The following is a 20200-nucleotide window of genomic DNA, read 5'->3' as shown; positions in this document are numbered from 1 at the left end:
TGAAAAGGTCCGGCTCATTCGAAGCCGCGTTCCGGTAGTCGTTGGCGATATCGGTCAAGAGTTGAATTCGGCGCTGCGCTTCGGGAAGCTTCATTTTCCCCGCTTTGACCAACCGGCTATAGGTTCTGTGCCGGAAGGTGATTTCGCGTTCTAACTCCGCAAGCTTTTCCTGCGCGCTAAACCGTTCCATTCAATTCGCCCCGATGTATTGGCGACCGCATAGCGCGGTCGCCGTTTCTGGTTATTCGGAAGCCGTATCTTTCGAACGGCGTGTCACCGGGTCAGCGCTGAATTCTTCAACGCGGAATTCGATATCCGGGCTTTTCAAAGCGGCGAAATCACCGTTCTTGGCCTGCAACGCGACCGCAATAGCCTTGCTGTGGCCCTCAAGGTCTTGCGGATTGACCGGGATAAAGCCCTTGATCGTTACTGCGATGCCTTTTTCGTTCGCCATAGTTCTAGAACTCCTTTTTATGGCTTTGGGATCAGTGATGGACCGCTGACGGCGGCGGCGTTTCTTCGCCGTCGCTTGCATCCGAATTGTTCAAGCGGTGATGCAACGTGTGTGCGTACCGAAGCATCAGATCGTTGCTCGCTGCGGATCGATGCTCCGGCTCGCTGACCGTCATGCAAATGAGGTCAACCGCAAAAATCGCGACGTCGGTCAGAATTTCGGACAGGTTAAGCGGCTGTTCCTCACTTCCGAATTCTTCGGCGAAATCATTGACCGTTTGGAGAAGACGGCAATGCAAGCAGTCAGACTTTTGCATCGCTATCCCCTTCCGCGCGGACAAGCTCACCAAGGGCAAGTTTGCTCGCTTCCGTCAGGCGAGTAAGCGCGGCGATTTCCTTGTCTGCGTGAGCGCAGAAGTCCGCCTTTTCGCCCAAGAGCCGCTTTTTCTTTTCAATGAAGGCGCGTTCCGCTTCGAAGAGTTCGTCGTCAATCCGGGCGACCGCTTCGGCCCGATCCGTCTGGATCGTCCGAAGCCTGTCAGCGTTGCGCCGGATCGCGGCGCGGTGGATTGAAATCGACCGATCAAGGACTTCGGAAGCGCGCGTCGAAAACTCGATTGCTTCCGCTGGCTTTGCGTTGGCCGTCATTCGACACCAGCCCCGCCAGCCCCTTCGGGCTTTGGCGTTTCTTCGGCAGGCGGAAGAACTACGTGCGGCAATCCACTTTCGAGCATTTCCGCAAGCGCCCGTAGAACATTCGCGGAGTTCTTTGCCTTTTCGGAATTCTCCGAAATCCTGCGGTGGAACGTATAGGCTGCGTTCACTTCAATTTGCGTGCCTATCCGCAAACCATTTTCGCGAACGTACTGACCTGCTGCTTTGTTGAATTCACTATCCCAATCGTCAGTGAAACCAGCAGCGCGGGCGACTTCGATAGTCGTCATTTCCACAAGGTAAGTTCCCTTGTCTATTCTGGCAGCGATCTTCATGGCCTATTCCTCTTCCGATCCGGCTTCGCGAAGATCGCGGCCCTCATAGCCAGCGGTCCAAGCTTCGGCTTGATGTTCATGCCCGGCCTTTTTGAAATCGGAAGGCATAGCTTTGGGCGGCATACCTTTCGCCTTTGCCTCTTCGCCGCGCGCATAGGCGGCGTCGGTTTCGGCGGCAATTTCTTCCGGTGTCTTAGCGGCGGCAGTTTCGACAGAGGCTTCGGCGTCCTTGGCGTCGCCCTGCTGTTCTTCCTTAGCGTCAGAACTGGCTTTTTCAGCCGTCGCGGCTTCTTCGTTGCCGTTCGCGGCAGCATCGTCGGACGGCTTGTCGTCAAGAGGATTTGTAACCGCCTTGTGGTCCGGCTCCGCCTTGCCGAAGGTTTCTTCGACCGTCGCTTCGCCGCTCTTGAGCGTGGCGAACAACGCGCGGAGCGTTGCGATATGATCCGTCTTGATATCGCGCTCGCCTTCGACGCCAAGGACTTCGAAAATCTGTTCCGGCGTTACACCGAAGGTAGCAAACGCCTTGATTGCCTTCTCGCGGTTCGAAGACAGCGTTTCAGCCGTTCCGGCGACAAGCTTCCGGGCTTCGATATACGCCTGCCGATATACGCCGCGCGGAATGCCCGCCAAGATCGCATTACGCTTGGCAATGGCGCAGGCTGCGTTCGACGTAACGTTGATCATGTCATCGGAAAACAGGAACCCGCTGCTTGTCGAAATCCTGCGGCGAACAGTGGCTTTCGACGCCATGTTCGTTTCAAGGTCCATAAATATGCCTTCCGCTTCGACATATTTTTCCGTGCGGTTGACGTCGATAACGCGGGCTTCAATGCGGCAGTTGCCCCATTGTTGCGCGGCGACCTCCGCCAGACGAATGCTAGGCCCTTCAATGGGCTTGTTCTCTTCGTCCTTCGCCTGCGCGTTCTTGTTCTTCTGCTTTTTCTTGCGAACGAGCGCGTAAAGCATTTCGGACGCGGTTTCTTCGTCCAGCGTCGCAAGTGTCGTGATATTGCTAATCACTCGGCTAAGGACGCGCGGAAAGCGCTTTGCCGTGACGATTTGCGCGTCAATTTCTGCGCGAACGATAAGGCTAAGATTTGAGCCTTCGGCAGCAACGGAAACCGTCGTGCTTTCAACAATCTCACCATCTTGGGTAGTTATTTCCTGTCCCGACATTTCGGGGCCTCCTGTCTGTCGATTTCGGATTAAGCGGCGGCTTCGTCGGGCCGGTTCTTCGCGTAGTGAACCGCCGGTTCGGGTAGGCGACCGATACGCATCAATTCCCGCATGACGATAAGAGCGCCTTCGGCGTCATTGATCGCTTGGTGAGCGCCTTCCAGCGAATGTCCGAAATATTCCAGGGCTTCGGAGAGCTTCGGAAACTTGAAGCCAAAACCGTTCCGCTTAGGCAGTTGGCAAAGGCCGGTCATCGGACGCATGACGCAAATATTCAGCGTCTTTTCGAAGAGGTCAGGCATACCGGCGCGGCGCAATTCGCCGCGCATGATCTTGAGGTCGTATTGTGCGTTGAAGGCTACCGCGATCAAGCCGCGCTCAATTTCACGAGTGTAGGCGTGAAGAACCGCATCGATATGACCGCCGTTTTCCATAAGGAATTCGTCAGTCAAACCATTGACCGCGCCTGCTGATCCCGGCCCCTGCGGCATGGTCCAGCCATCGGGCCGGATATAATAATCCTTGCGCTTGATTTCGTTGCCGTCTTCGTCGGCCCAAATCATAGCAAGGTGCGCAAGGCGCGGCTGACCTTCGGCGTCCGCCGGAAGCTTGAAGTTGAAAAGGCCGTTCGTTTCAGTGTCGAACGTCAAATATTTTGCCTGCGGTTCCATTAATCACCTGTAGGAAGCGGCGGTGTCTTCATAGATTTTGACCCCGCGAAGTTGCCGACCACCGGAGCGAACGAAGCCCCGAATTGCTTTTTCGATATCGGAGTTTGAGAAGAAGGAGCGCAGAGCGTTCAAATCGACGTTCGCGTGGTCTTCGACAGTGAAATTCCACGTCGTGCGGAGCGTCGATACACCGCCGCCAGCAAGCCGAGTGCGGGCCATGTCGGCGGCGCTTTCGTCTACTGCCTTCTCAATAATCTGCGCTCGCCGGTCGGCTTGCGTGGCCTGTTCCAGCTTGATTTCAGCATGAACGTCTTTGCCTTGATCTTCGGCAACCTGCGCTTCTTGAAGCTTGCGTTCCGCTTCTTCACGCGCTGCCTGCGCGGCATCTTCGCGGCGCTGGCGTTCGTCCGCCGCCTTCTTGTCGAGAAACTTCTTTCCGCGCGCCTCAATCACGTCGCGGCCTTTTGTCAGCCGTTCGGTTAGCGTTTTGAAGAAGTCTTCGATGATTTTGTTAGCGTCGAGATGCGGACGCTTTTCGGTGTCCTTCGCATTAGCAATTTCCGTCAGGAGCTTGCGAATTCCCTTCACAACATCGCCGATTTTACTGTTTTCATCGTCGGTTGTGATTTCTGCCGGGATCGTTTCTCGCGCCAAAGTGAGAAGGTCGGCGACACGTTCGGTCAGAGTTTCATGGTCGATTGCCAGACGATCCGAAAGCGGCGGTTCGTTGTGCTTAGCAGTCACTTCCATTCTTGTTTTCTCCTTTTTACCAGTTGCCGCCGTAAGCGCCTTCGAAGTCGCTTGCGGTAAGCTCCGCAAGCGGCTGGTAATCCAGCCAAAGGGCTTCGGTGCCGAAACGTTCGCGATAGTTGACGAAGTTGATGCGGGCTTGCTCGATGATGCTGTAGCTATCGGCAAGGATCGGATTGCCCGGTGAGATTTGAGTAGACCAAACCAGAGGCGGGCCGTCCGAAGCCCAAAAGATAAAGACGAAGGCGAATTCCTTTTCCTCGCCAAGCCGCTCGACCAATTCAGGCGGCGCGTCGCCGTAAACTCGGCCTTCGCGAATGAATTGGCGGACCAGCTTTCGCCCCTCAAGATAAAGCCCGGTTTGAACCAGATACCGGAAACGGCGAATTGCCCGGATGCAAAGCACCTGAAAAGGATGCGGTTGCGTTATCGAAATCGACTTGAGGTCAACGATTGCTCGCGGCTTGAGGAAGTCGAAGCGACCTTTGCATCGAACAGGTTTTCCATCGACTTCAATAGTCCAGAAGATCGAAACTTCCGGCGCACCGCCGTCCAGCGAATTTACAAGATCGGGATGCGCCCGGATCATTGCTGATGCCAAAAGCGCGCGGTCGTAATTCGCGCCGGAAAGAATTGTTTCGCCGCGCGGCGCAAGGAGCGCCCTCGACTTTTCCGTCAGGCGTTCGAAGTTCTCCGGCCTACGGACGAAGTTCTTTCGAAACTCGGAAAGACCTTCTAGCGCCGCCTTATGGACGCCGCGCCCAAGAGCGCGGGCGTCGGTGTCCTTATCGGACGGACGCGCCGGATTGTAATTCGAGCCGTGCCAATAGCCTTCCGGTGAAACGGCAAGCATCTTGTGGTTGGTCGATCCTAACGCCGGATCGGCGTGATAGATCGCGTCCTCAAGGCCGAAATATAGTCCGTCCGCGTGTTCGTAGATCATGCCGCACCTTCAAGTACGGCGACCGGGACCAACTGCGGGCAATTGGGCTTGCCATCGCGCGCTTTCTGGAACTGGCCGAATGCTTGGTCGATTTCGGCGTCAGAAACGCGCGCATAGACCATCCAACCGTTAACGCAAAGCCAGTTTACCTTTGCGCCGCGTTCGTTCGGCGAAACAGTTTCGATCTTGATTTGACCACCTTCTTTGATGGCGAATGCGTTCGTATTCATTGCTTTGAACCGTCTTCAACGCCGTATCCATCACGGCTAATTTGCTGGTCTGGTTTTTCCGAAAGTTCGGAATTGAGCGCCGCGAAGGCGTTCAAGAGCGAAAGGCGTTCTTCATCGTTCGGCGAAAGGGCGTCGCCGCGCTGCGCTCTTTCGATCAAGGTCCGGTCGCTGTTGCTAAAGTGGAATTCGAGCGTTCCCATTTTTCAGGCCCTGCGTTTGATTGCCTAAAGAGGAAATGAAGGGGATCGCCATTGGGCGGGGGGGCTTGGGGTCGGCGACCCCCTTCACTGTCGGGTAGCGTGAGGGGTGCGCTACCGACCTACTTTCCGTACTGCGCTTGAATTGCGGGCTTGGCGCGCGATACGGCGGTGATAAATGCCGACAGGCTCTTCTTGTCGGTGAAGCGGTCGCTATTGACGTAGACTTTCGCGAACCAAGTCAGCGTTGACTTGCCGGAAAACCAGCCTTGCAGGCTCTTCGGATAGGTGCCGCTTGGGATTTTCGCGTAGGTGTAAAGCGGCTTGCCCTGCGGATCGGTCGCGTTATCGAAATCACGGTCGTTGACACCGACAAGCGTAAGGCCGTCGCCGAATTGTTCGTCGGCCTGCCGAATAAGGCTATTGCCGATTGCCGCCGGTTGGAGAACGCAAGTCGTTTCGTTCGAAGCAACGGCAGCAAGCGCGATAACGTCGCCTTCGGTCTTGACTGGCACTTCGCCGTAATCGCTATCCTCGGCGACGAAGTTCTGCCAGATAAGCCACGCGCCCGAACCTTGATCGCCAAGAGCGATAGAATAGCCGTGGCCCTTTGGATCGCTTTCAAGGTCGCCGATATCGGACACGCCGCTATCTTTCGAGCAAAGCGCATGGAGGTATTCGCGGTGCAAGTCGGCGACTGGCTTGAGGCTACCAGCCGCGCCGGGGTTCTGGCGCTTGAGATATGCCGCACCGTCCGGCTGGCCGATCATGGCGTCGCATTCGTCGCCGAGAACCGTCTTTTGGATATTGGCCCACGTCCCGCCGGTATCAACGATGACGTTAACGCGGACATTGGGATCGCCCTTCGCCATATCGGCAATCATCTTTCCGGCTACGGCATAGGGACCGCCATCGGTGCCGGTGCAGAGATTGACGACTTTCGGTTCAGCGTGTGCCCCTGCCGCGCTTAGAAGGACGGCGGCGATAGCAAAGGAAAGCTTCTTGATATTCATTTTAGCCTCGCGACTTTGTTTCCCGGTTAATCCGCCAGCGGGCGAACCGAGCGCCGAGAAACCATCCGGCAGCGAAAAGGCCGATTGACCAGAACGTGCCAAGGATGAGCGTCGGCAAATTGTTGACGACTGCGATCCACATGGGGGAGCGCTCCAATTGGGTTTTTGGGGATGGTTGGCGGCGCGACCAGCGCGCCGCCTATCGTTACCGACTTAGGCTTATTCGCCGCCGACCTGCTTCAAGATGCGAAGCCCGGTTTCAGCCGCGATTGTTGCGGCGTGAGCGCCGCCCTTGGTCGTATTGCCGATTTCCGCAAGCTGGTTTTCCTGACCGACAAGACGCTTGATAACCTTGTTACGGGCGTCAAGAACGTCCTCCGGCGAAGCAGCATTGACGTCCACCGCCAATCCGTCGCCGAGCAATCCGATCAGACCTTCCGCGAACATTTCCGCATGGGTCTTTTCATCCTTTTTCGGCTCAAGAAGTGCGACGTGGCGCTTCATACCGACGGCGCTGATATAGAGGTCATCAGCCGTCAGATTGACGCGGCCTTCCGTAAGCATCGAAAGCTTGGCGCGTTCGACAACTTCGCGGATCGAAGCCGGGATCATGCCTGCCGTTACGTCGCCCACCGGCGAAAGATCGGCGTTCACGTCGAGCAGATTACCTGCGTAGGTTCGGATGATGCGTTCAGCGGTTTCGGCGTCCGGCGCATCGATAGAAATAACGGCGTCGAAGCGACCGGGGCGAAGCAAAGCGCGGTCGATTTTTTCGATGTGATTGGTCGTCAAGACGACCATCATTTCCATTTCCTTCGAAATCAGGCCGTCGAGCAGGTTAACGAGGTCGTTAACATCTTCGTCGTCGCGATCCGCCGCGCGGTCGATATCTTCCGCAAAGATGACGCAAGGCTGATAGGTCCGGGCGAATTCGATAGCCGCTTTCAAGCCCTGCGAACGATTGAGCATGATAAACGTCCAACCGTTATCCGTCGCAACCTTGGCAGTAACACGCGAGGTCAGCGACTTGCCCGTGCCGTACTTGCCTTCCAACAGGATACCGCGCTTGAGCGGAATGCGCTTGTTTCGGCATTCCTGAGTAAACTTGAGCGGCGCGAGTATATTCGTGCGGATAAGCGCGCCGGTTTCCTTGGTGTGGATCATGTCAGTTTCGTTGACCCGCGCCAGATCAAGAAATTCAGGCTGCGCATCAAGCTCAAGGTCGCCATCGCTATCGACGTTCAGGCGAATAGCCTTGCCCTTGTAAACCGAAGCCGAACGGATGATTTCGCGCGCCTTATTAGCGATTTCAACCAAACGGGCACGGTCGCACTTGCGCACTGTTCCCTGAATGACGGTGCCGCCGCTAAACATTTTAATAAAGACGTGCTTGCTTACGCCCGGAAGACCCATCGCGCCCATAGGAACCTGAATGCGATCATCATTACCCGGCCCCGTGTGAACGGTGACGAAATCCGGCTTGATTTCGCCGAAAAACGTCTTGATGCCTTCGGAAATCACCACGCCGTAAATTTCCTGCATCGCGCGGTAAACTGCGACTAGCGTATCCCAAGGTGCGCCCTTGACGATTTCGTGCACGTCGAATTCTTGATTTTCTTCATCGCGAACGCGCGCAATCGTATTGATTGCTTCGTCGTAATCCATCTTGCCCGGCTCGGCGGGAAGCTTGATTTCCTTGCCCTCATGCTTGACCTGCGTATCAATGCGGGTCCAATCGACCTTTTCAGCGGTCGGTGCGGCGGTAATGTTCGTCAAAGCGTTCATGCGAAGAGTTTCCTTTTGAAGATACGGGGGTTCCGCCCCCGCTCGGTGTTCGCAGCAAGCCCACCCGCGTTAGGAGACACTTGTGCAATAGGGTGTTTCGCAATGGGCCTTGAGACGGCCCTTTGCCGTGTATGCGTAGTGAAGAGGACGGCGGCAGGTTGGGCACGCTACGGTGCCGCTTTCGCTGCCTGTTGGGATCGCCATAACCGCGTCTGCGGATCGTGCGATTTGGGTTTGAACCGCTGCAAAATCGCTATGAATTTGAAGGTTCATTTCTGCCGCTCCCTTGGAAGCTTGGCGAAGGTCCGTTGTCTTCGCCGAAGCCGCCGTCGCTTTCGAGAATGGATACGCGCGGAAGAAGAATGGCTTGCTCTTTGACGATGATCGTCTTGCTTCCCCATCGCGGCATGAGGATTATTTGCCGCGTGATCTTCTTGAGTGCGTCCGGCCTTTCAGACCGGAAATAGCCGTATCTTTGGTCGCTCACGTTCCGCCTCCCGGCTCCGCCGAGCAGGGCAGTGTTTTTGTGTTGGATATGGTCGCCTTAGCGGCGTCCGTCGCTTCTTCGTGAAGAGCCGAAATAAGTCGGGGGTCAAAATCGGCGGCGGCGAGCGCGCTCAATACTTCCGATTGATCGTCCAGCGATGTTCCCTTTTGAATGAGAACGTCAGCCATATTCTGGATAGCGGTAATGCGCTGATACGCTACAAGCTTTGCGTCAGGTGCAATAAATTCAAGGGTCATGTTGCCTTACCTTCGATATGTAGAATTGAAGAGAGGCGCGCGGCCCCCAAGCCGCGCAATCGCCCGTTACGCCACCTGATCTAAAAGGCGGCGTGCCTCCCGTTCGAACTCAACACGGTCATCGGTATGCGGAATGTTACGAGCCGAAGCGGAAATTCCCTGCGCGACGTCCCAAATCGTGCGTGCGGGCGCGCCTTCTTCCTTTTCGACATACTCAAGGATCGTAATCGCTTGTTTTTGCGAGAATTTCCGTCCGCGAAGAAATTCGATCATTTCTTCGTCATTAGAGGCGACTTTAGTAGCACGCGCTTTTTTGACGCCATCCAAAAGGCGTTGCGTTGACCCATCCGCGAAGCCTTCCAGAGCCGGACGAGCTTCTTCGATAAATCGGCTCGGCGCGTACTTGCTATGGCGCATAGAAATTTCTTGGAAGCCTTCGACGCCCCACATAAGGCGATTGCAGCATACCGCGCGAAGGTAAAACGCAGCGACCTTCAAGGCCGAAGAGCCGACTTCCGAATTCGTGATATAGAAACCACGGAAAACAAGATCGGGGTCGCCGCTTGGCAGCTTGCCGATTTCAATTGGGTTGCGATCATCGACCAAGAAAATAAAGACGTCGCGGTCGCTTGCGTAAAGCGTCGTAGTGTCGAGCGTTACCGGGCTTTCCGGGTTGTAGCGCATCGTGTTCCAGTCAAGGACACCCGGAACTTTCCAACGGAAATCGCCCGTACCGTTTCCGGCAATTTGCTGCACGGCTTCAACGACTTCCGCGTCATAGATACGGCCATAATCCGGGCCTGTAGCGGCAAGCAACTCGTCCGTGGTGTCATAGAGCTTCACAGCTTCGTTGCTACGATTGTAGCGCAAGCCGTAGGTCAACGCGTCGGCAACAATCTGCGACGGAAGCTTGCGAAGGTAGCCCGCCGGGGCCTGAGCCAGCGAGGCGAGTTGACCGAACGACCAATGCGTCGGGGCGACGGTTTCGCCAGTTGGAAGGCCAAGCGACAGGCGCGAAAGGTCTTCTTTGGTCTTCGGTTCGGGGGCAACAAATTCAATCTTGCTGGTATCGATACGAATTTCCGTCGTGCGATCCGCGCGGGCCTTAACCGACGTATGCAGGTCGGTAAGAGATAGAAAACGCTGGTCATGCGGACGTGCGATCCACTGCTTTTGCAGGTCCGTGCGGACCTCGCCCTTGTCGAGATTTCCAACTTTGAAGGAGTTGTTCGCGGTATTGGTCGCGCGAGCTTCGACCGTCGTAATAGCGTCCATCAATCAATTCTCCAACTGACGGTTCGTTGCCGTCGTGAGAGAATACTTGCGCTGCTTTCCAACCGTTTGCAACCCCGTAGTTGGAAATTTTTAAGATTTTTTTACTTTTCCAACTTTTTTCCAACTTCTGGACCGGATGGTTAACGATCCCTTCGCTCGCGCGCGTAGTAGTTATAATTTTAAATATATATATCTAGGATACGGCTATAGCCGTATCCGTATATATCAAGCTTATATGTTTGATAAGATTATATAAAACGCGCGTAAGCGCGCAAAAGCGCGCTACGCGCAAGCTTGGCGAACTAGCTTAAAGCGGAGCTTCGACGTCAAGGAAAAGCCGAACTGCGCGAGTGATTACGGCAACGATTTTCACATCGTTACCGACGTCGATTGACGGAAATTCAAGCGTTGGGTCGGTTGGACGAACCGAAAGGCTAATGCCGTTTGGCTTAACGCTAACGCGGCGAAGGCTTAGTTCAAACTCGCTTCCATCAGCACGATTTGCGTGTGCGACGACAATCATTCCTGTGCTTAGTGGGCCTATAGTTTGCGTCCACTCATCTAAGGCAATACCAGCAACCGTCATTCCATCGCTAATTCCCTCTGCGGCAAAGCTGTTGCCGCGAACATCGAAAGCAATATTCCGAAGATGAGGAAATCGCGGATCAGGTTCGATTGGAACGGATTTTCCGCTATTCTGATTGGAAAGACTAGCGGAACGCCATACGCCAGCCTCACAAACGCCACCAAACTCTATCTTTTCAATCACCTTGTGTTTTCGAACTTCATCTTGTTCTAATAGTAAATATTCCGGGTCGCATTGAAGAGCCTTAGCAACAATATTTAGCTTGTCGCCACGTATAGACTTCTTTCTGCCTATTAAAAGATCATTAATGTATCCCCGCTCTAAGCCAGCGGATTTTGCTAGCGTAATCGGCGATATACCAAGGGTATTTACACGCTCTTCAATACGCGAACGAAGACTATCATTTGAAGACATTGCAACTGTGTTCCTTCAGCCGATTAAAACGGTAGAAAACTTATAACCTACTTTTTTCAGAATGGCTATTGACTTTTCCAATCGAAATTTAGGTACAGTCCAACCGATTTGATTTGGATCGTTGGAGATTTCCTATGATTAGCGCCCCCCTTGAGCCGCAAATGCGCGGATGGCTCATCAACCTGCTTGAGCTTTTCATCGCGCACACCGGCTTGCCGGAACGGGTCGTAGTTAGCCGCGTGTGCGGTGCAAAGCCGACTTTGCTTGAAAGCCTCAAACTTGGAGAGAGTAGTTTTTCTTCCCATTCCTTTGATTGGGCGTTGTCTGGCCTATCCGACGTCTGGCCGGACGATCTTCCGTGGCCGGAAGGCGTTCCGCGCTTTAGTCGGTCGCAAGTTCGTATCCGTTCCCACGCTCCAAAGAAACCCACGCAGGCCAACGCGGCAGAATGATCCCCGGTTAATCTATCCAAGTTGGAAACAAGCCAATGGCAAAGAAAGCGAAAATGGATACCGCTTCGGCGACCGCCGCAAAAGGCGGTGTCGCGCCCGAAGACTTGAAGCGGGTAATCGCCGAAATTGGTCGGCAGAAGAAACACGCGTCGGAATACGCTGGCCTTGCGGGCAAGGCAACGCAGAACGCCGTTGAACAGTACGGCCTTGAAAAGAACGCCCTTACCTTCTCCCGTCGCCTTAGCGACATGGAAGATGGCAAACGGCAGGCGATCATTCGGTCAAGCATCGAGTATTGGAGCAAGCTTGGCTTCTTCGCGCAACTCGACGCCTTTAGCGATCTTATCGAATTGATGCGCGCCATCGTGGCCGAAGCCGATGGAAACGACGGCAAAGGCAAGACCGACGCCGTTATCGCCGAACTGGTTCACTAAGCCACCAATCGGCGCGCGATTAGCGCGCCGCCTCCCCTTTTTGTTGCTTACTCTCCCCGAAAGGGAACCTCCCCCATGGCATACTTTGCTCTGACGACAACGATCCCTAGCAAGTCCGGCTTTGTCTGGTTCACGGTCGAAGTACCGGAAGAAACCCTTGATGATCTTCATGAGCGCATTTCCGAAGACGGCTCGCTTATCTGCACTCGGCTGACGACGACCGCAACAGGCCCGCATTCCAGGCAGATTATTTCCCGCGAAGACGTCATCGTCGGCTTGAATGCCATCATCACCATTACGCCCCTGCATATGGAACTTCACGAAGCGGAAAGCTGATGCATCCGAAGGAACGCATTTTCCCGCCGATTTCCATTCAGGCGGAAGGTGGTCGCCGACGCGTTCATAGAATTCAGTGTTCCCAATGTCCGGCATATTCGGACGTATCGGCGAACACGATCAGCGGAACACGGAATATTGACGACCTCCTTAAAGGCTGGAAGCGCGCCGGTTGGCTTGTTGGATCACGCCGTAATCGCGACCTTTGCCCGACCTGCTATTCGGCCAAGCGCCGAAGAGGCTCCGGCGGCTTCACCGCCGAAGCCGTTGAAACGATCCCATCAAACTCCCCGGACACCGAAGCAATGCCAGTTGTTGAACCTACCGTTTCAGTCAATGGCGCTGAGCCGCCAAGCCAGCCGACTTTTGAAGAGAAGCGTATAATCTTCGCCAAGTTGGAAGAGGTCTATCTTGACCACCGCACCGGCTATTCCAGTGATTGGAGCGACCAGCGCGTCGCCGACGATTTGGGTGTCCCGCGTAAGTGGGTCGAAGTTATGCGCGATGCCAATTTCGGGCCGGAGCGCAGCGACGAAGCGATCAAGACAGCGCTCGCAGAAGCGATAAAGCTTCGCGACGAAATTGCTGAACTCGTCAAATCGTCGCGCGAAGAAGCTGCCCTTATGCGCGCACGGGCTGACCTTCTTGAAAAGAAGACGAAACCGCTTCTTGCCTGCCATGGCGATATCGTTCGCCAGATTGAAGCGCTGGAAAGCGCGGTGTCGAAATGACCGGCTTCAAAGGAACGATCCTTGCGCTCGATATCGCTACTAATCTCGGTTGGTGCGAAGGTGAGCCGGGCAGCGAACCACGCTTTGGAAGCCTTCGCCTTGCTCCTGATGGTTCAAGTCAAGCCGCCGTATTCGGCGGCATGATCGGTTTCATTGGAACGCGTCTGCAAGCGTTTAAGCCGCGCACCATCGTATTCGAAGCGCCCGAACTCTTCCGCCTTCGCTCTGGCAGGGCGACGCGTGAAACAATCGAAGTCCTCTTCGGCCTTCCAGCGGTAATGCAAGGCGTCGCCTATCGTATGGGCGTCTATGACGTCCAAGAAGCGGCGACGAACGACGTGCGCGGATACTTTATCGGTCAGCGAAATCTCAAGCGCGAACCAGCGAAGCGCGAAGTCGTCGCCGAATGCCATAGGCGCGGCTGGAATGTCCAAAACGACGACGAAGGTGATGCCTGCGCAATCTGGTCCTACATGTGCGCCGTCAAGGTTCCAGAGCTTCGCACGTCCGGCGCAAAATCCCCGCTGTTTGGAGGTAAGAAGAAATGACCTTCTCATATTCGTTTTCGCTAACGCTGCTATCGGCCCTCTTTTTTGCGGTTGCTGCGACTTGCTTCGCATTGACCGCATTCAAACGCGCCCGCGAAGAGCGGTGGGGTCAGGCTTCCTATTACATGACGTGTGCAGTCGCGTGCCTTGTCGTCCTGACCATATGAGCGGCGACGATTTCGACCATGCGGCCCTTCTTTGGCTCGACGGTCGGGACACACTTCAAATAGCCGGTGAACTCCATCTGCCTGAAAAGACGATTTACGAAAACCTTTTCGCAATCCGGCAGCGCGCGGCGGAACTCAAGGAATTGATGAAGGATGCGCATCCCCGAAATCCGAAGGCGTCTTCTCGAAAAATCGAAGAAATATGACGATCCCGAACTAGCTGTACTCGCGAAGGAATTGTGCCGCCGGACAAGCGCCAACCGCTCGGCAGTTAAGAGCAGTCCTATGACCCCCACGCTCGCTCGCCAAATTCGAAAATACAAGACCGGCAATCCAGACGCGAGCCACGTCGAAATTGCCTCCCACTTCAACGTCAATCCGGGCCGTGTAAGCGAAGCGCTGCACGGCAAGCGCCAATAAGGAGAACTGCCGTGGCAGGTAGCGTCAATAAGGTAATCTTGGTCGGGCATTTGGGCGCTGATCCGGACGTCCGCCGTCTTAACTCCGGCGATATGGTCGTCAATCTGCGTATCGCCACGTCTGAAAGCTGGCGCGATAAGAATTCAGGTGAACGTAAAGAAAAGACCGAATGGCACACGGTCGCAATCTTCAATGAGAACATCGGCAAGGTTGCCGAACAGTATTTGAAGAAGGGTTCGAAGGTCTACATTGAAGGCGCGTTGCAAACGCGCAAATGGCAGGACCAGAACGGAAACGACCGCTATTCAACCGAAATCGTCATGAAGCAATTTCGCGGCGAGCTTGTCATGCTCGGCGGCGGTCGAGATAGCGACGACGAAGGCGAAGGCCGTTCGTCAGGCGGCGGTGGAAGCCGCCAGCAGCAATCGGCTGGCGTTCGCGATCTTGACGACGAAATTCCGTTCTAGGGGCTAGCGAACGATGGACGCGGAAGCCAACGAAATTAACGACGCACCAAACAATCAGGAAGCCGAAAGAGAGCCGGACCAAGCGCCGCCACCGGAAGAAAAGAAGCCCATTACCGTTTCCGAAATGGTCGAAGTTCTTACGAATGACGTCGTTAACCGCCGTGCTGATTTCCGCGTCTATGAGCGCCAAGGGTTCCCGATAAGCCCCGATGCAATCCGGTCGAACGAAGTCAAATGGGCGTGCGCGATCTTACTGGAACGGCTGATCCCGGTATTTCCAGAAATCCGCAAATTGCTGCAATCCAATAGCAGGAAGAAAAATTGAAATGGCTCAAGGGAACGATGATCTAGGTCGCTTTATCGTTCCTGTTGCGGGGATACTTTGGGGTAATCCTCGCGCTGGCGGTACAAAGACCGAAGTTCGCTTCGGTGACGGTCGGACGGTCAATCCGCAAAAGGGTACTTGGTTCGTCCACGGCGAACAGACCGGCGGCGGCGTCCTTGCTCTAATTGAACGCGAAACGGGCAGTAAGGGCCGCGACGCCATTGAGTGGCTTCGCAAGAATGGCTTTGACGTCGAAGACCGCCAGCCGCAGGCGCAGGCAGGCAGCAACAGGAATGCAAGGCCAGCGGGACAGAAGAAAGACGAAACCCCGATTGACGGCGCAAAAAAAGAACTCGTTAAGGCGTGGGACTATGTAGATGAAAATGGGGCCGTCCTATTCCAAACGATGCGCTATCAGTTCCGTCTGCCGGACGGTGGATGGCGGATGGGCGACGACGACAAACCAGCCAAGACATATAGCCAGCGCCGCAAGCCGGTTGACGGTGAGCAAACGCGCGACGGATGGGTCTACAGCCTCAAGGATACTCGTGTTGTTCCTTACCGCCTGCCGGAACTGATCGAAGCAATTTCGAACGGCTATACCGTATTTTTTGTCGAAGGCGAAAAGACCGCCGACCGCTTGATCGATGAACTTGGCGTTCCGGCGACATGTAATCCGATGGGTGCCGGTAAATGGTGGGAAGAGCTAACGCCGTACTTCAAAGATGCTGACGTCGTAATCCTGCCGGATAACGATCCCCAGACCGTCAATAAGCAGACCGGCGAAAAGCTTTTCCACGAAGACGGGAGGCCGAAGTTTGCCGGGCTAGATCATGCGCTGTTAGTTGCGAGGAAGATCAAAGGAGCCGCGAAGCGGGTCCGCCTCCTGTCTTTGCCAGACTTGCCGCTTAAGGGTGACGCCTTTGACTGGATCGAAGCGGGCGGGAACGCCGAAACTCTTTATGATCTTGCAAACGCCGCCAAAGCGCCGGAGCTTCCGGCCTATCAGTCGAAATTTGGCGCGGTGTGGTTTCACCAGATCGGAAACCAAAAGCCTACTCGTGATTGGCTGATTAAAAATCTGATCCTCGCCAAGTCCTTCGGCATCATTTACGGCCCGCCCGGTTGCGGTAAGTCCTTCCTTACTTCCGATCTCATGTTGACGTGTTCAGCGGCGGCGATTGACGCAACCAAAAGGCCCGAATGGTTCAGCTACAAGGGGCGTCCTTTCGGTGTCGTCTATGTGGTCGCGGAAGGTCGCGAGGATTTTGAAATTCGCCTTCACGCTTGGCGGCAAGAACACCAGATACCCGAAGATGCTGTTCTGCCGTTCGTCTTCCTGCCTACGTCAATCGACATGCGTTCGAATGATGCGGATATGAAGAAGCTCGCCGAAGAAATCCACGGCCTTTCGGCGGAAATGCAAGAGCGCTGCGGTGTCAAAGTCGAAATGATCGTCATTGATACCGTCGCCCGTGCGCTTGCAGGTGGCAATGAAAACGATAGCGCCGTCATGGGCGCTTTCGTCATTAACTGCGACAAGCTCAAGGAACTGACCGGCGCGGCGGTCGCAGGCGTTCACCACGGCGGCAAGGAAGCCGGACGCGGACCACGCGGGCACGAAGCCTTGCACGGCGCTGCCGACTTCGAAATCGAAGTAGCGGCAGCAACGCCGGACACGCCGAACACTTGGGCCGTTCGGAAGCTCAAGGCAGGTCCAGCAGGCGGGACGCATCGCTTCCGGCTTCGCCAAACGACCGTAGGCAACGACAACGACGGCGATCCTATAACTTCCTGCATCGTCATCAATCAGGAGCATACGAACGCCGCGTCGGGCGAGAAGGAAAAGCCGAAGGGCTTCAAAGTTCGCGACCACGAACGCGAATTCCTGTCCGCCTTGGCCGAAACAATCGACAAGAAAGGCGTTATGCCCCCGCCTGATTTGGCCGTACCGAAAGATGTTGTTCTTGTGGCGAGCGTTGAAGACGTCCGAACGCTTTACAAGGAACAACTTGCAGCGACCGAAGACGGCGACGACGAACAGATCGAAACACGCCTTCGCCAACGCTGGTCACGCGCGACAAAGCAAATGCTCAAATGGAAGATCGTCGGCAGCAAAAAGCCGTGGCTTTGGTTCACCGGCAAAGAAGTGCAAGGCTTCCGTATTCGCGGCGTTAATGCCTCCGAACCGACCTACGTTTCACCCCTGCCTGATCCCGCAACAAACAACGAAATCGCAGATGACGACGTGACGGCGTTAGTCGGCGGATGACAAGAATTTTCTATCAAAGGAACCGGCAATGACCGAACGTGACGAATTTTTCGGTGCCCGTGACAGGAAACAAGCCTTCCATAACTTTGACGGCCTATGGCTTCCAAAGATCGTTGACGAACGTCTTGTCGAAGCGGCGAAGCTCGCACAAAGAACAGCGGGACCGACAGGACCGCGAGAAGACGGCAATGCGTGGCCGAAGTTCCAACGCGAATTTCTCGACTGGTACGACGAAATCAAAGACGAATTCGGCAATATCATCGGGCACGTTCAAACAGGCGAACCGGAAAAGAAAATGCCCTATATTCCGGCTCGGAAGATTTCGCAGATGGAAGCCGCCATTCAATGGCCTATGCACTATCTCAAGGAGCATGACGGGCCGCGAAACGTCCTTTCCGTCTATCTCCGCTGCAAAGCATACCGGAAGCCTTTCGGCCAAGCCTGCAAGCGCCTCGGCTGGCCGCGAGCGACGGCCTACCGCGCAAGGGATAAAGCGCTATCCCTGATCGCCCAAGGATTGAACTCGGACGGCATACCCTTAGACTGACAGAAGCCCCGGTTTTCCGGGGCTTTTCTTTCGCCTGAATTATTATTTTGTATTTACATTTTGCCTGTGGACATATTTCGAGCTACATTGCAATTTCTCGACATGAAGATCATTTGGGACGAAACGAAGCGGCTTACGAACCTTGAAAAACACAAGGGGTTTGACTTTGCCGACCTGACCACAGAATTTTTTGACAACGCGGCGATTTACCCCGCGAAGCAAGGCCGCTTGATGGCGGTCGGAGAGTTCCGGGGCGAGACAATTATAGCGACGATTTTCGTCCTACTTGGAACTGAGGCGCTTTCGGTAATTTCGATGCGCCGCGCCAGCCGGAAGGAAAGGAAGTTATATGACGAACAATAAGCGAAAGGCGATCCGACCGCTGACAGATGCGGAGGAAGCGGAAATTCAGCGGGAAATCGCCGCTGATCCCGACGCGCCGGAATTGACGGACGAACAGGCCACGCAGCGCATGACGTTCGCAGAGGCGGTTCGGCGCACACGTGGCCCCGGCAAGAAAGCTCCGAAAGAAACGGTCACGCTTCGGCTCGACCCGGACGTCGTAGAAGCCTTCAAGGCAGACGGCCCCGGCTGGCAAGGCCGGGTCAACGAAGCGCTCCGCAAGGCAAAGAAGCTTCCGAACCGGGCCGCATAGGAGGAAAATCGAATGAGACCTAGAAAACTCGAAATTGGCGACCGCATTACCTTTAAGGCCGTGACGCGTGGCGGCGATCCGAAGTTGACGCGAGTAGTCAACGGATTTTGGCCTGATGGTAGCCCTACAGTCCGCGCACATGGTTATTCTGATTTTGTGGTATCGTGGAAAGAAATATCGGCGGTTGAGCGCCAGAGAGAGGATGCATGAAAATCCGGCAGCGCCGCAACGGTGATTGGTGCATGGAGCATAATGGCGTCGAAGCGCCGTATGCAGTGGAAAAGGAATACGCCGGTACGTTTTCGGTCTATGATCTTGACGACGAAGACCGGGAAAAGCCCATCGCCTTGCACGTTGACAGGGATACGGCAGAAGTGTTGACCCGCGCGCACTTTAAGACAATCGCCGGGAAACTTGGTTTAAAGGGCGACTGATATGGATAGGCTGGATGGACTTGCCGCGACGCTTCTTTCATCCACTGCCAGTTTTGCAGCGCTTGTATCATTGCTCAAACGCAAAGGCGTACTAAGCGATCAGGACGAACGGGAAATGTACGAGCAAGCCCTTTTGATGCTCGAAACTAGTCAGGCCGATGAGCCTGATTGCGGCCCGTTGTACGAATTAGCCCGCAACGTTATAGAGGAACAGTTGAAGCCAAACGGGGATTAAAAGGCGATGTGCGGACGATTTACGCAAACGTACACTTGGGCCGAAATCCACGCGATGTATAACCTAGTTCCGGCAACGCCTCGAAACTTGCAGCCCCGCTATAACATCGCGCCGACAACGCAAATCGGCGTTGTCACGCAAGCGGGCAACGATCTTACCTATTCAGAAATGCGCTGGTCATTGGTGCCGTCGTGGTTCAAGGACAGCATCAAGAAAGCGCCCTTTGGTCACAACGCCCGCGCGGAAGGTGTCGCCACAAGCGGCATGTTTAAAGTACCGCTACAGCGTCAAAGGTGCCTAATTCCGGCAACGGGCTTCTTCGAATGGACCGGCCAGAAAGGCGACAAATTGCCTTGGTTCATATCCGCAAAGGACGGTCGCCCGCTAACGTTTGCCGGAATTTATGACCGCTGGCGGGATCGCGAGACGGGCGACGAAATCACAAGTTGCGCAATTATAACCTGCGATGCGAATTCCTTCATGCGGGGAATTCACACCCGTATGCCGGTTATCCTGCAAGAAAAAAATTGGCGCGAATGGCTGGCTGAACCGCGCATCGATCTTTTGAAGCCAGCGCCCGGTGACGACTTGCAGGCTTGGCGTGTCTCTACGAACGTGAATTCGAGCCGATATCAAGGCGACGACACGATGCAGCCTATCGCCGAAATCGGTACACTGGTCTGAAATTTGCGCCGCCCTACTTCCTGTATAAAACGGGAGATAGGCCATGGCAGTTCAATCTAAATCCGCGATCAAGCCCAAAGCAGACGGGAATTATCCCGACCGAAATATCGATTGTCAGGAAGCCGTTGCGAGCGGAATTATTGACCTGATCGAAACCGCCGAAAATGCCGGTTGGGGTGCGGTTGAAGCCGCACGGGCTATAAATGAAGTCTCACGCGGCCTTTTTGTCGGCTTGCAGGGCAAAGACCCGGACGAATAGGAACA

At 55.0% G+C, this 20200-nt stretch carries 32 protein-coding genes; 16 read left to right on the top strand and 16 right to left on the bottom strand.

Translation table 11 applies throughout. The features are described from left to right. Positions 1-241: 241 nt before the first annotated feature. From OANT_RS08090 to OANT_RS08015, 15 genes are all read right to left on the bottom strand, one after another. Positions 242-454: a hypothetical protein gene (locus tag OANT_RS08090; RefSeq protein ID WP_041545095.1), complete on the bottom strand. Its 213-nt coding sequence runs from the start codon at positions 452-454 to the stop codon at positions 242-244. Positions 455-485: 31 nt separating this feature from the next. Continuing rightward, positions 486-770, bottom strand: a complete 285-nt coding sequence (locus tag OANT_RS08085; protein ID WP_041545093.1) for a hypothetical protein — start codon at positions 768-770, stop codon at positions 486-488. Next, positions 757-1101: a hypothetical protein gene (locus tag OANT_RS08080; RefSeq protein ID WP_041545091.1), complete on the bottom strand. Its 345-nt coding sequence runs from the start codon at positions 1099-1101 to the stop codon at positions 757-759. The genes OANT_RS08085 and OANT_RS08080 overlap by 14 nt, the downstream gene beginning before the upstream one ends. Further along, a complete protein-coding gene (locus tag OANT_RS08075; RefSeq protein ID WP_041545089.1) occupies positions 1098-1442 on the bottom strand; it encodes a hypothetical protein in 345 nt (114 codons plus the stop codon). Before OANT_RS08075 ends, OANT_RS08080 begins: the two co-directional genes overlap by 4 nt. A 3-nt stretch (positions 1443-1445) precedes the next feature. After that, positions 1446-2621, bottom strand: coding sequence for a hypothetical protein (locus OANT_RS08070; protein ID WP_012091607.1), 1176 nt, complete (start codon positions 2619-2621; stop codon positions 1446-1448). A gap of 29 nt (positions 2622-2650) precedes the next feature. Continuing rightward, positions 2651-3271: a 3'-5' exonuclease gene (locus OANT_RS08065; RefSeq protein WP_235823010.1), complete on the bottom strand. Its 621-nt coding sequence runs from the start codon at positions 3269-3271 to the stop codon at positions 2651-2653. Positions 3272-3295: 24 nt separating this feature from the next. After that, a complete protein-coding gene (locus OANT_RS08060; RefSeq protein ID WP_012091605.1) occupies positions 3296-4042 on the bottom strand; it encodes a hypothetical protein in 747 nt (248 codons plus the stop codon). A gap of 16 nt (positions 4043-4058) precedes the next feature. After that, positions 4059-4985, bottom strand: coding sequence for a PD-(D/E)XK nuclease-like domain-containing protein (locus OANT_RS08055; RefSeq protein WP_012091604.1), 927 nt, complete (start codon positions 4983-4985; stop codon positions 4059-4061). Then, the gene (locus OANT_RS08050) at positions 4982-5215 is read right to left on the bottom strand and encodes a hypothetical protein (RefSeq protein WP_041545087.1); all 234 of its coding nucleotides are present in this window, start codon (positions 5213-5215) and stop codon (positions 4982-4984) included. Before OANT_RS08050 ends, OANT_RS08055 begins: the two co-directional genes overlap by 4 nt. Then, positions 5212-5415, bottom strand: coding sequence for a hypothetical protein (locus OANT_RS08045; RefSeq protein ID WP_041545085.1), 204 nt, complete (start codon positions 5413-5415; stop codon positions 5212-5214). The genes OANT_RS08050 and OANT_RS08045 overlap by 4 nt, the downstream gene beginning before the upstream one ends. A gap of 119 nt (positions 5416-5534) precedes the next feature. Continuing rightward, positions 5535-6425, bottom strand: a complete 891-nt coding sequence (locus tag OANT_RS08040; RefSeq protein ID WP_012091602.1) for a TAXI family TRAP transporter solute-binding subunit — start codon at positions 6423-6425, stop codon at positions 5535-5537. A 219-nt stretch (positions 6426-6644) separates the two neighbouring features. Then, positions 6645-8210, bottom strand: coding sequence for an AAA family ATPase (locus tag OANT_RS08035; RefSeq protein WP_012091601.1), 1566 nt, complete (start codon positions 8208-8210; stop codon positions 6645-6647). Between the two features lie 483 nt (positions 8211-8693). Further along, positions 8694-8954 carry a hypothetical protein gene (locus tag OANT_RS08025; RefSeq protein WP_012091599.1) on the bottom strand — a complete coding sequence of 87 codons (261 nt, stop codon included), beginning with the start codon at positions 8952-8954 and terminating at the stop codon, positions 8694-8696. A 66-nt stretch (positions 8955-9020) separates the two neighbouring features. Beyond that, positions 9021-10229 (bottom strand): DUF932 domain-containing protein, encoded by a 1209-nt coding sequence (locus tag OANT_RS08020; protein ID WP_012091598.1) that lies wholly within the window; start codon positions 10227-10229, stop codon positions 9021-9023. A 307-nt stretch (positions 10230-10536) separates the two neighbouring features. Further along, entirely contained in the window at positions 10537-11229 is a 693-nt protein-coding gene (locus OANT_RS08015) for a helix-turn-helix domain-containing protein (protein WP_012091597.1), read from the bottom strand. Between the two features lie 134 nt (positions 11230-11363). Between OANT_RS08015 and OANT_RS08010 the strand changes: the two genes are divergently transcribed. From OANT_RS08010 to OANT_RS07990, 5 genes are all read left to right on the top strand, one after another. Then, positions 11364-11681, top strand: coding sequence for a hypothetical protein (locus tag OANT_RS08010; RefSeq protein ID WP_041545082.1), 318 nt, complete (start codon positions 11364-11366; stop codon positions 11679-11681). A gap of 35 nt (positions 11682-11716) precedes the next feature. Beyond that, a complete protein-coding gene (locus OANT_RS08005) occupies positions 11717-12115 on the top strand; it encodes a hypothetical protein (protein ID WP_012091596.1) in 399 nt (132 codons plus the stop codon). A gap of 75 nt (positions 12116-12190) precedes the next feature. Beyond that, positions 12191-12451: a hypothetical protein gene (locus tag OANT_RS08000; protein ID WP_012091595.1), complete on the top strand. Its 261-nt coding sequence runs from the start codon at positions 12191-12193 to the stop codon at positions 12449-12451. After that, positions 12451-13182 (top strand): hypothetical protein, encoded by a 732-nt coding sequence (locus OANT_RS07995; protein WP_012091594.1) that lies wholly within the window; start codon positions 12451-12453, stop codon positions 13180-13182. Before OANT_RS08000 ends, OANT_RS07995 begins: the two co-directional genes overlap by 1 nt. Continuing rightward, the gene (locus OANT_RS07990; RefSeq protein WP_041545080.1) at positions 13179-13730 is read left to right on the top strand and encodes a hypothetical protein; all 552 of its coding nucleotides are present in this window, start codon (positions 13179-13181) and stop codon (positions 13728-13730) included. Before OANT_RS07995 ends, OANT_RS07990 begins: the two co-directional genes overlap by 4 nt. Before the next feature lie 121 nt (positions 13731-13851). Here OANT_RS07990 and OANT_RS26355 read toward each other — a convergent pair whose 3' ends face one another. Beyond that, positions 13852-14058: a hypothetical protein gene (locus tag OANT_RS26355; protein ID WP_125334435.1), complete on the bottom strand. Its 207-nt coding sequence runs from the start codon at positions 14056-14058 to the stop codon at positions 13852-13854. A gap of 124 nt (positions 14059-14182) precedes the next feature. On the opposite strand from OANT_RS26355, the gene OANT_RS27115 reads away from it, so the two are divergent. The 11 genes from OANT_RS27115 (at position 14183) to OANT_RS07930 (ending at position 20195) form a co-directional block, all read left to right on the top strand. Beyond that, positions 14183-14317: a hypothetical protein gene (locus tag OANT_RS27115; protein WP_255412145.1), complete on the top strand. Its 135-nt coding sequence runs from the start codon at positions 14183-14185 to the stop codon at positions 14315-14317. Between the two features lie 11 nt (positions 14318-14328). After that, entirely contained in the window at positions 14329-14784 is a 456-nt protein-coding gene (ssb, locus tag OANT_RS07980) for a single-stranded DNA-binding protein (protein WP_012091591.1), read from the top strand. Positions 14785-14797: 13 nt separating this feature from the next. Next, complete coding sequence (locus tag OANT_RS07975) at positions 14798-15109, top strand: hypothetical protein (protein WP_012091590.1); 312 nt, start codon at positions 14798-14800, stop codon at positions 15107-15109. 1 nt (position 15110) lies between these two features. Further along, positions 15111-17381, top strand: a complete 2271-nt coding sequence (locus tag OANT_RS07970) for an ATP-binding protein (protein WP_012091589.1) — start codon at positions 15111-15113, stop codon at positions 17379-17381. Between the two features lie 28 nt (positions 17382-17409). Next, positions 17410-17928 (top strand): hypothetical protein, encoded by a 519-nt coding sequence (locus tag OANT_RS25055; protein WP_012091588.1) that lies wholly within the window; start codon positions 17410-17412, stop codon positions 17926-17928. A gap of 102 nt (positions 17929-18030) precedes the next feature. After that, positions 18031-18291, top strand: a complete 261-nt coding sequence (locus tag OANT_RS07960) for a BrnT family toxin (RefSeq protein ID WP_012091587.1) — start codon at positions 18031-18033, stop codon at positions 18289-18291. Beyond that, on the top strand, positions 18278-18583 hold the full coding sequence (locus tag OANT_RS07955) for a BrnA antitoxin family protein (RefSeq protein WP_012091586.1): 306 nt from the start codon (positions 18278-18280) through the stop codon (positions 18581-18583). Before OANT_RS07960 ends, OANT_RS07955 begins: the two co-directional genes overlap by 14 nt. Before the next feature lie 206 nt (positions 18584-18789). Then, positions 18790-19017 (top strand): hypothetical protein, encoded by a 228-nt coding sequence (locus OANT_RS07945; protein WP_041545074.1) that lies wholly within the window; start codon positions 18790-18792, stop codon positions 19015-19017. 1 nt (position 19018) lies between these two features. Continuing rightward, on the top strand, positions 19019-19252 hold the full coding sequence (locus OANT_RS07940) for a hypothetical protein (RefSeq protein WP_041545073.1): 234 nt from the start codon (positions 19019-19021) through the stop codon (positions 19250-19252). Between the two features lie 6 nt (positions 19253-19258). Next, positions 19259-19936 (top strand): SOS response-associated peptidase, encoded by a 678-nt coding sequence (locus OANT_RS07935; protein WP_012091585.1) that lies wholly within the window; start codon positions 19259-19261, stop codon positions 19934-19936. Between the two features lie 43 nt (positions 19937-19979). Then, positions 19980-20195, top strand: a complete 216-nt coding sequence (locus OANT_RS07930; protein ID WP_041545071.1) for a hypothetical protein — start codon at positions 19980-19982, stop codon at positions 20193-20195. Positions 20196-20200: the final 5 nt, after the last annotated feature.

The organism is Brucella anthropi ATCC 49188 (genome assembly GCF_000017405.1).
In the GTDB taxonomy this organism is placed as follows: Bacteria; Pseudomonadota; Alphaproteobacteria; order Rhizobiales; family Rhizobiaceae; genus Brucella; species Brucella anthropi.
Note: the sequence above shows the minus strand (reverse complement) of the source record. Positions and strands in the feature narration are given on the sequence as shown.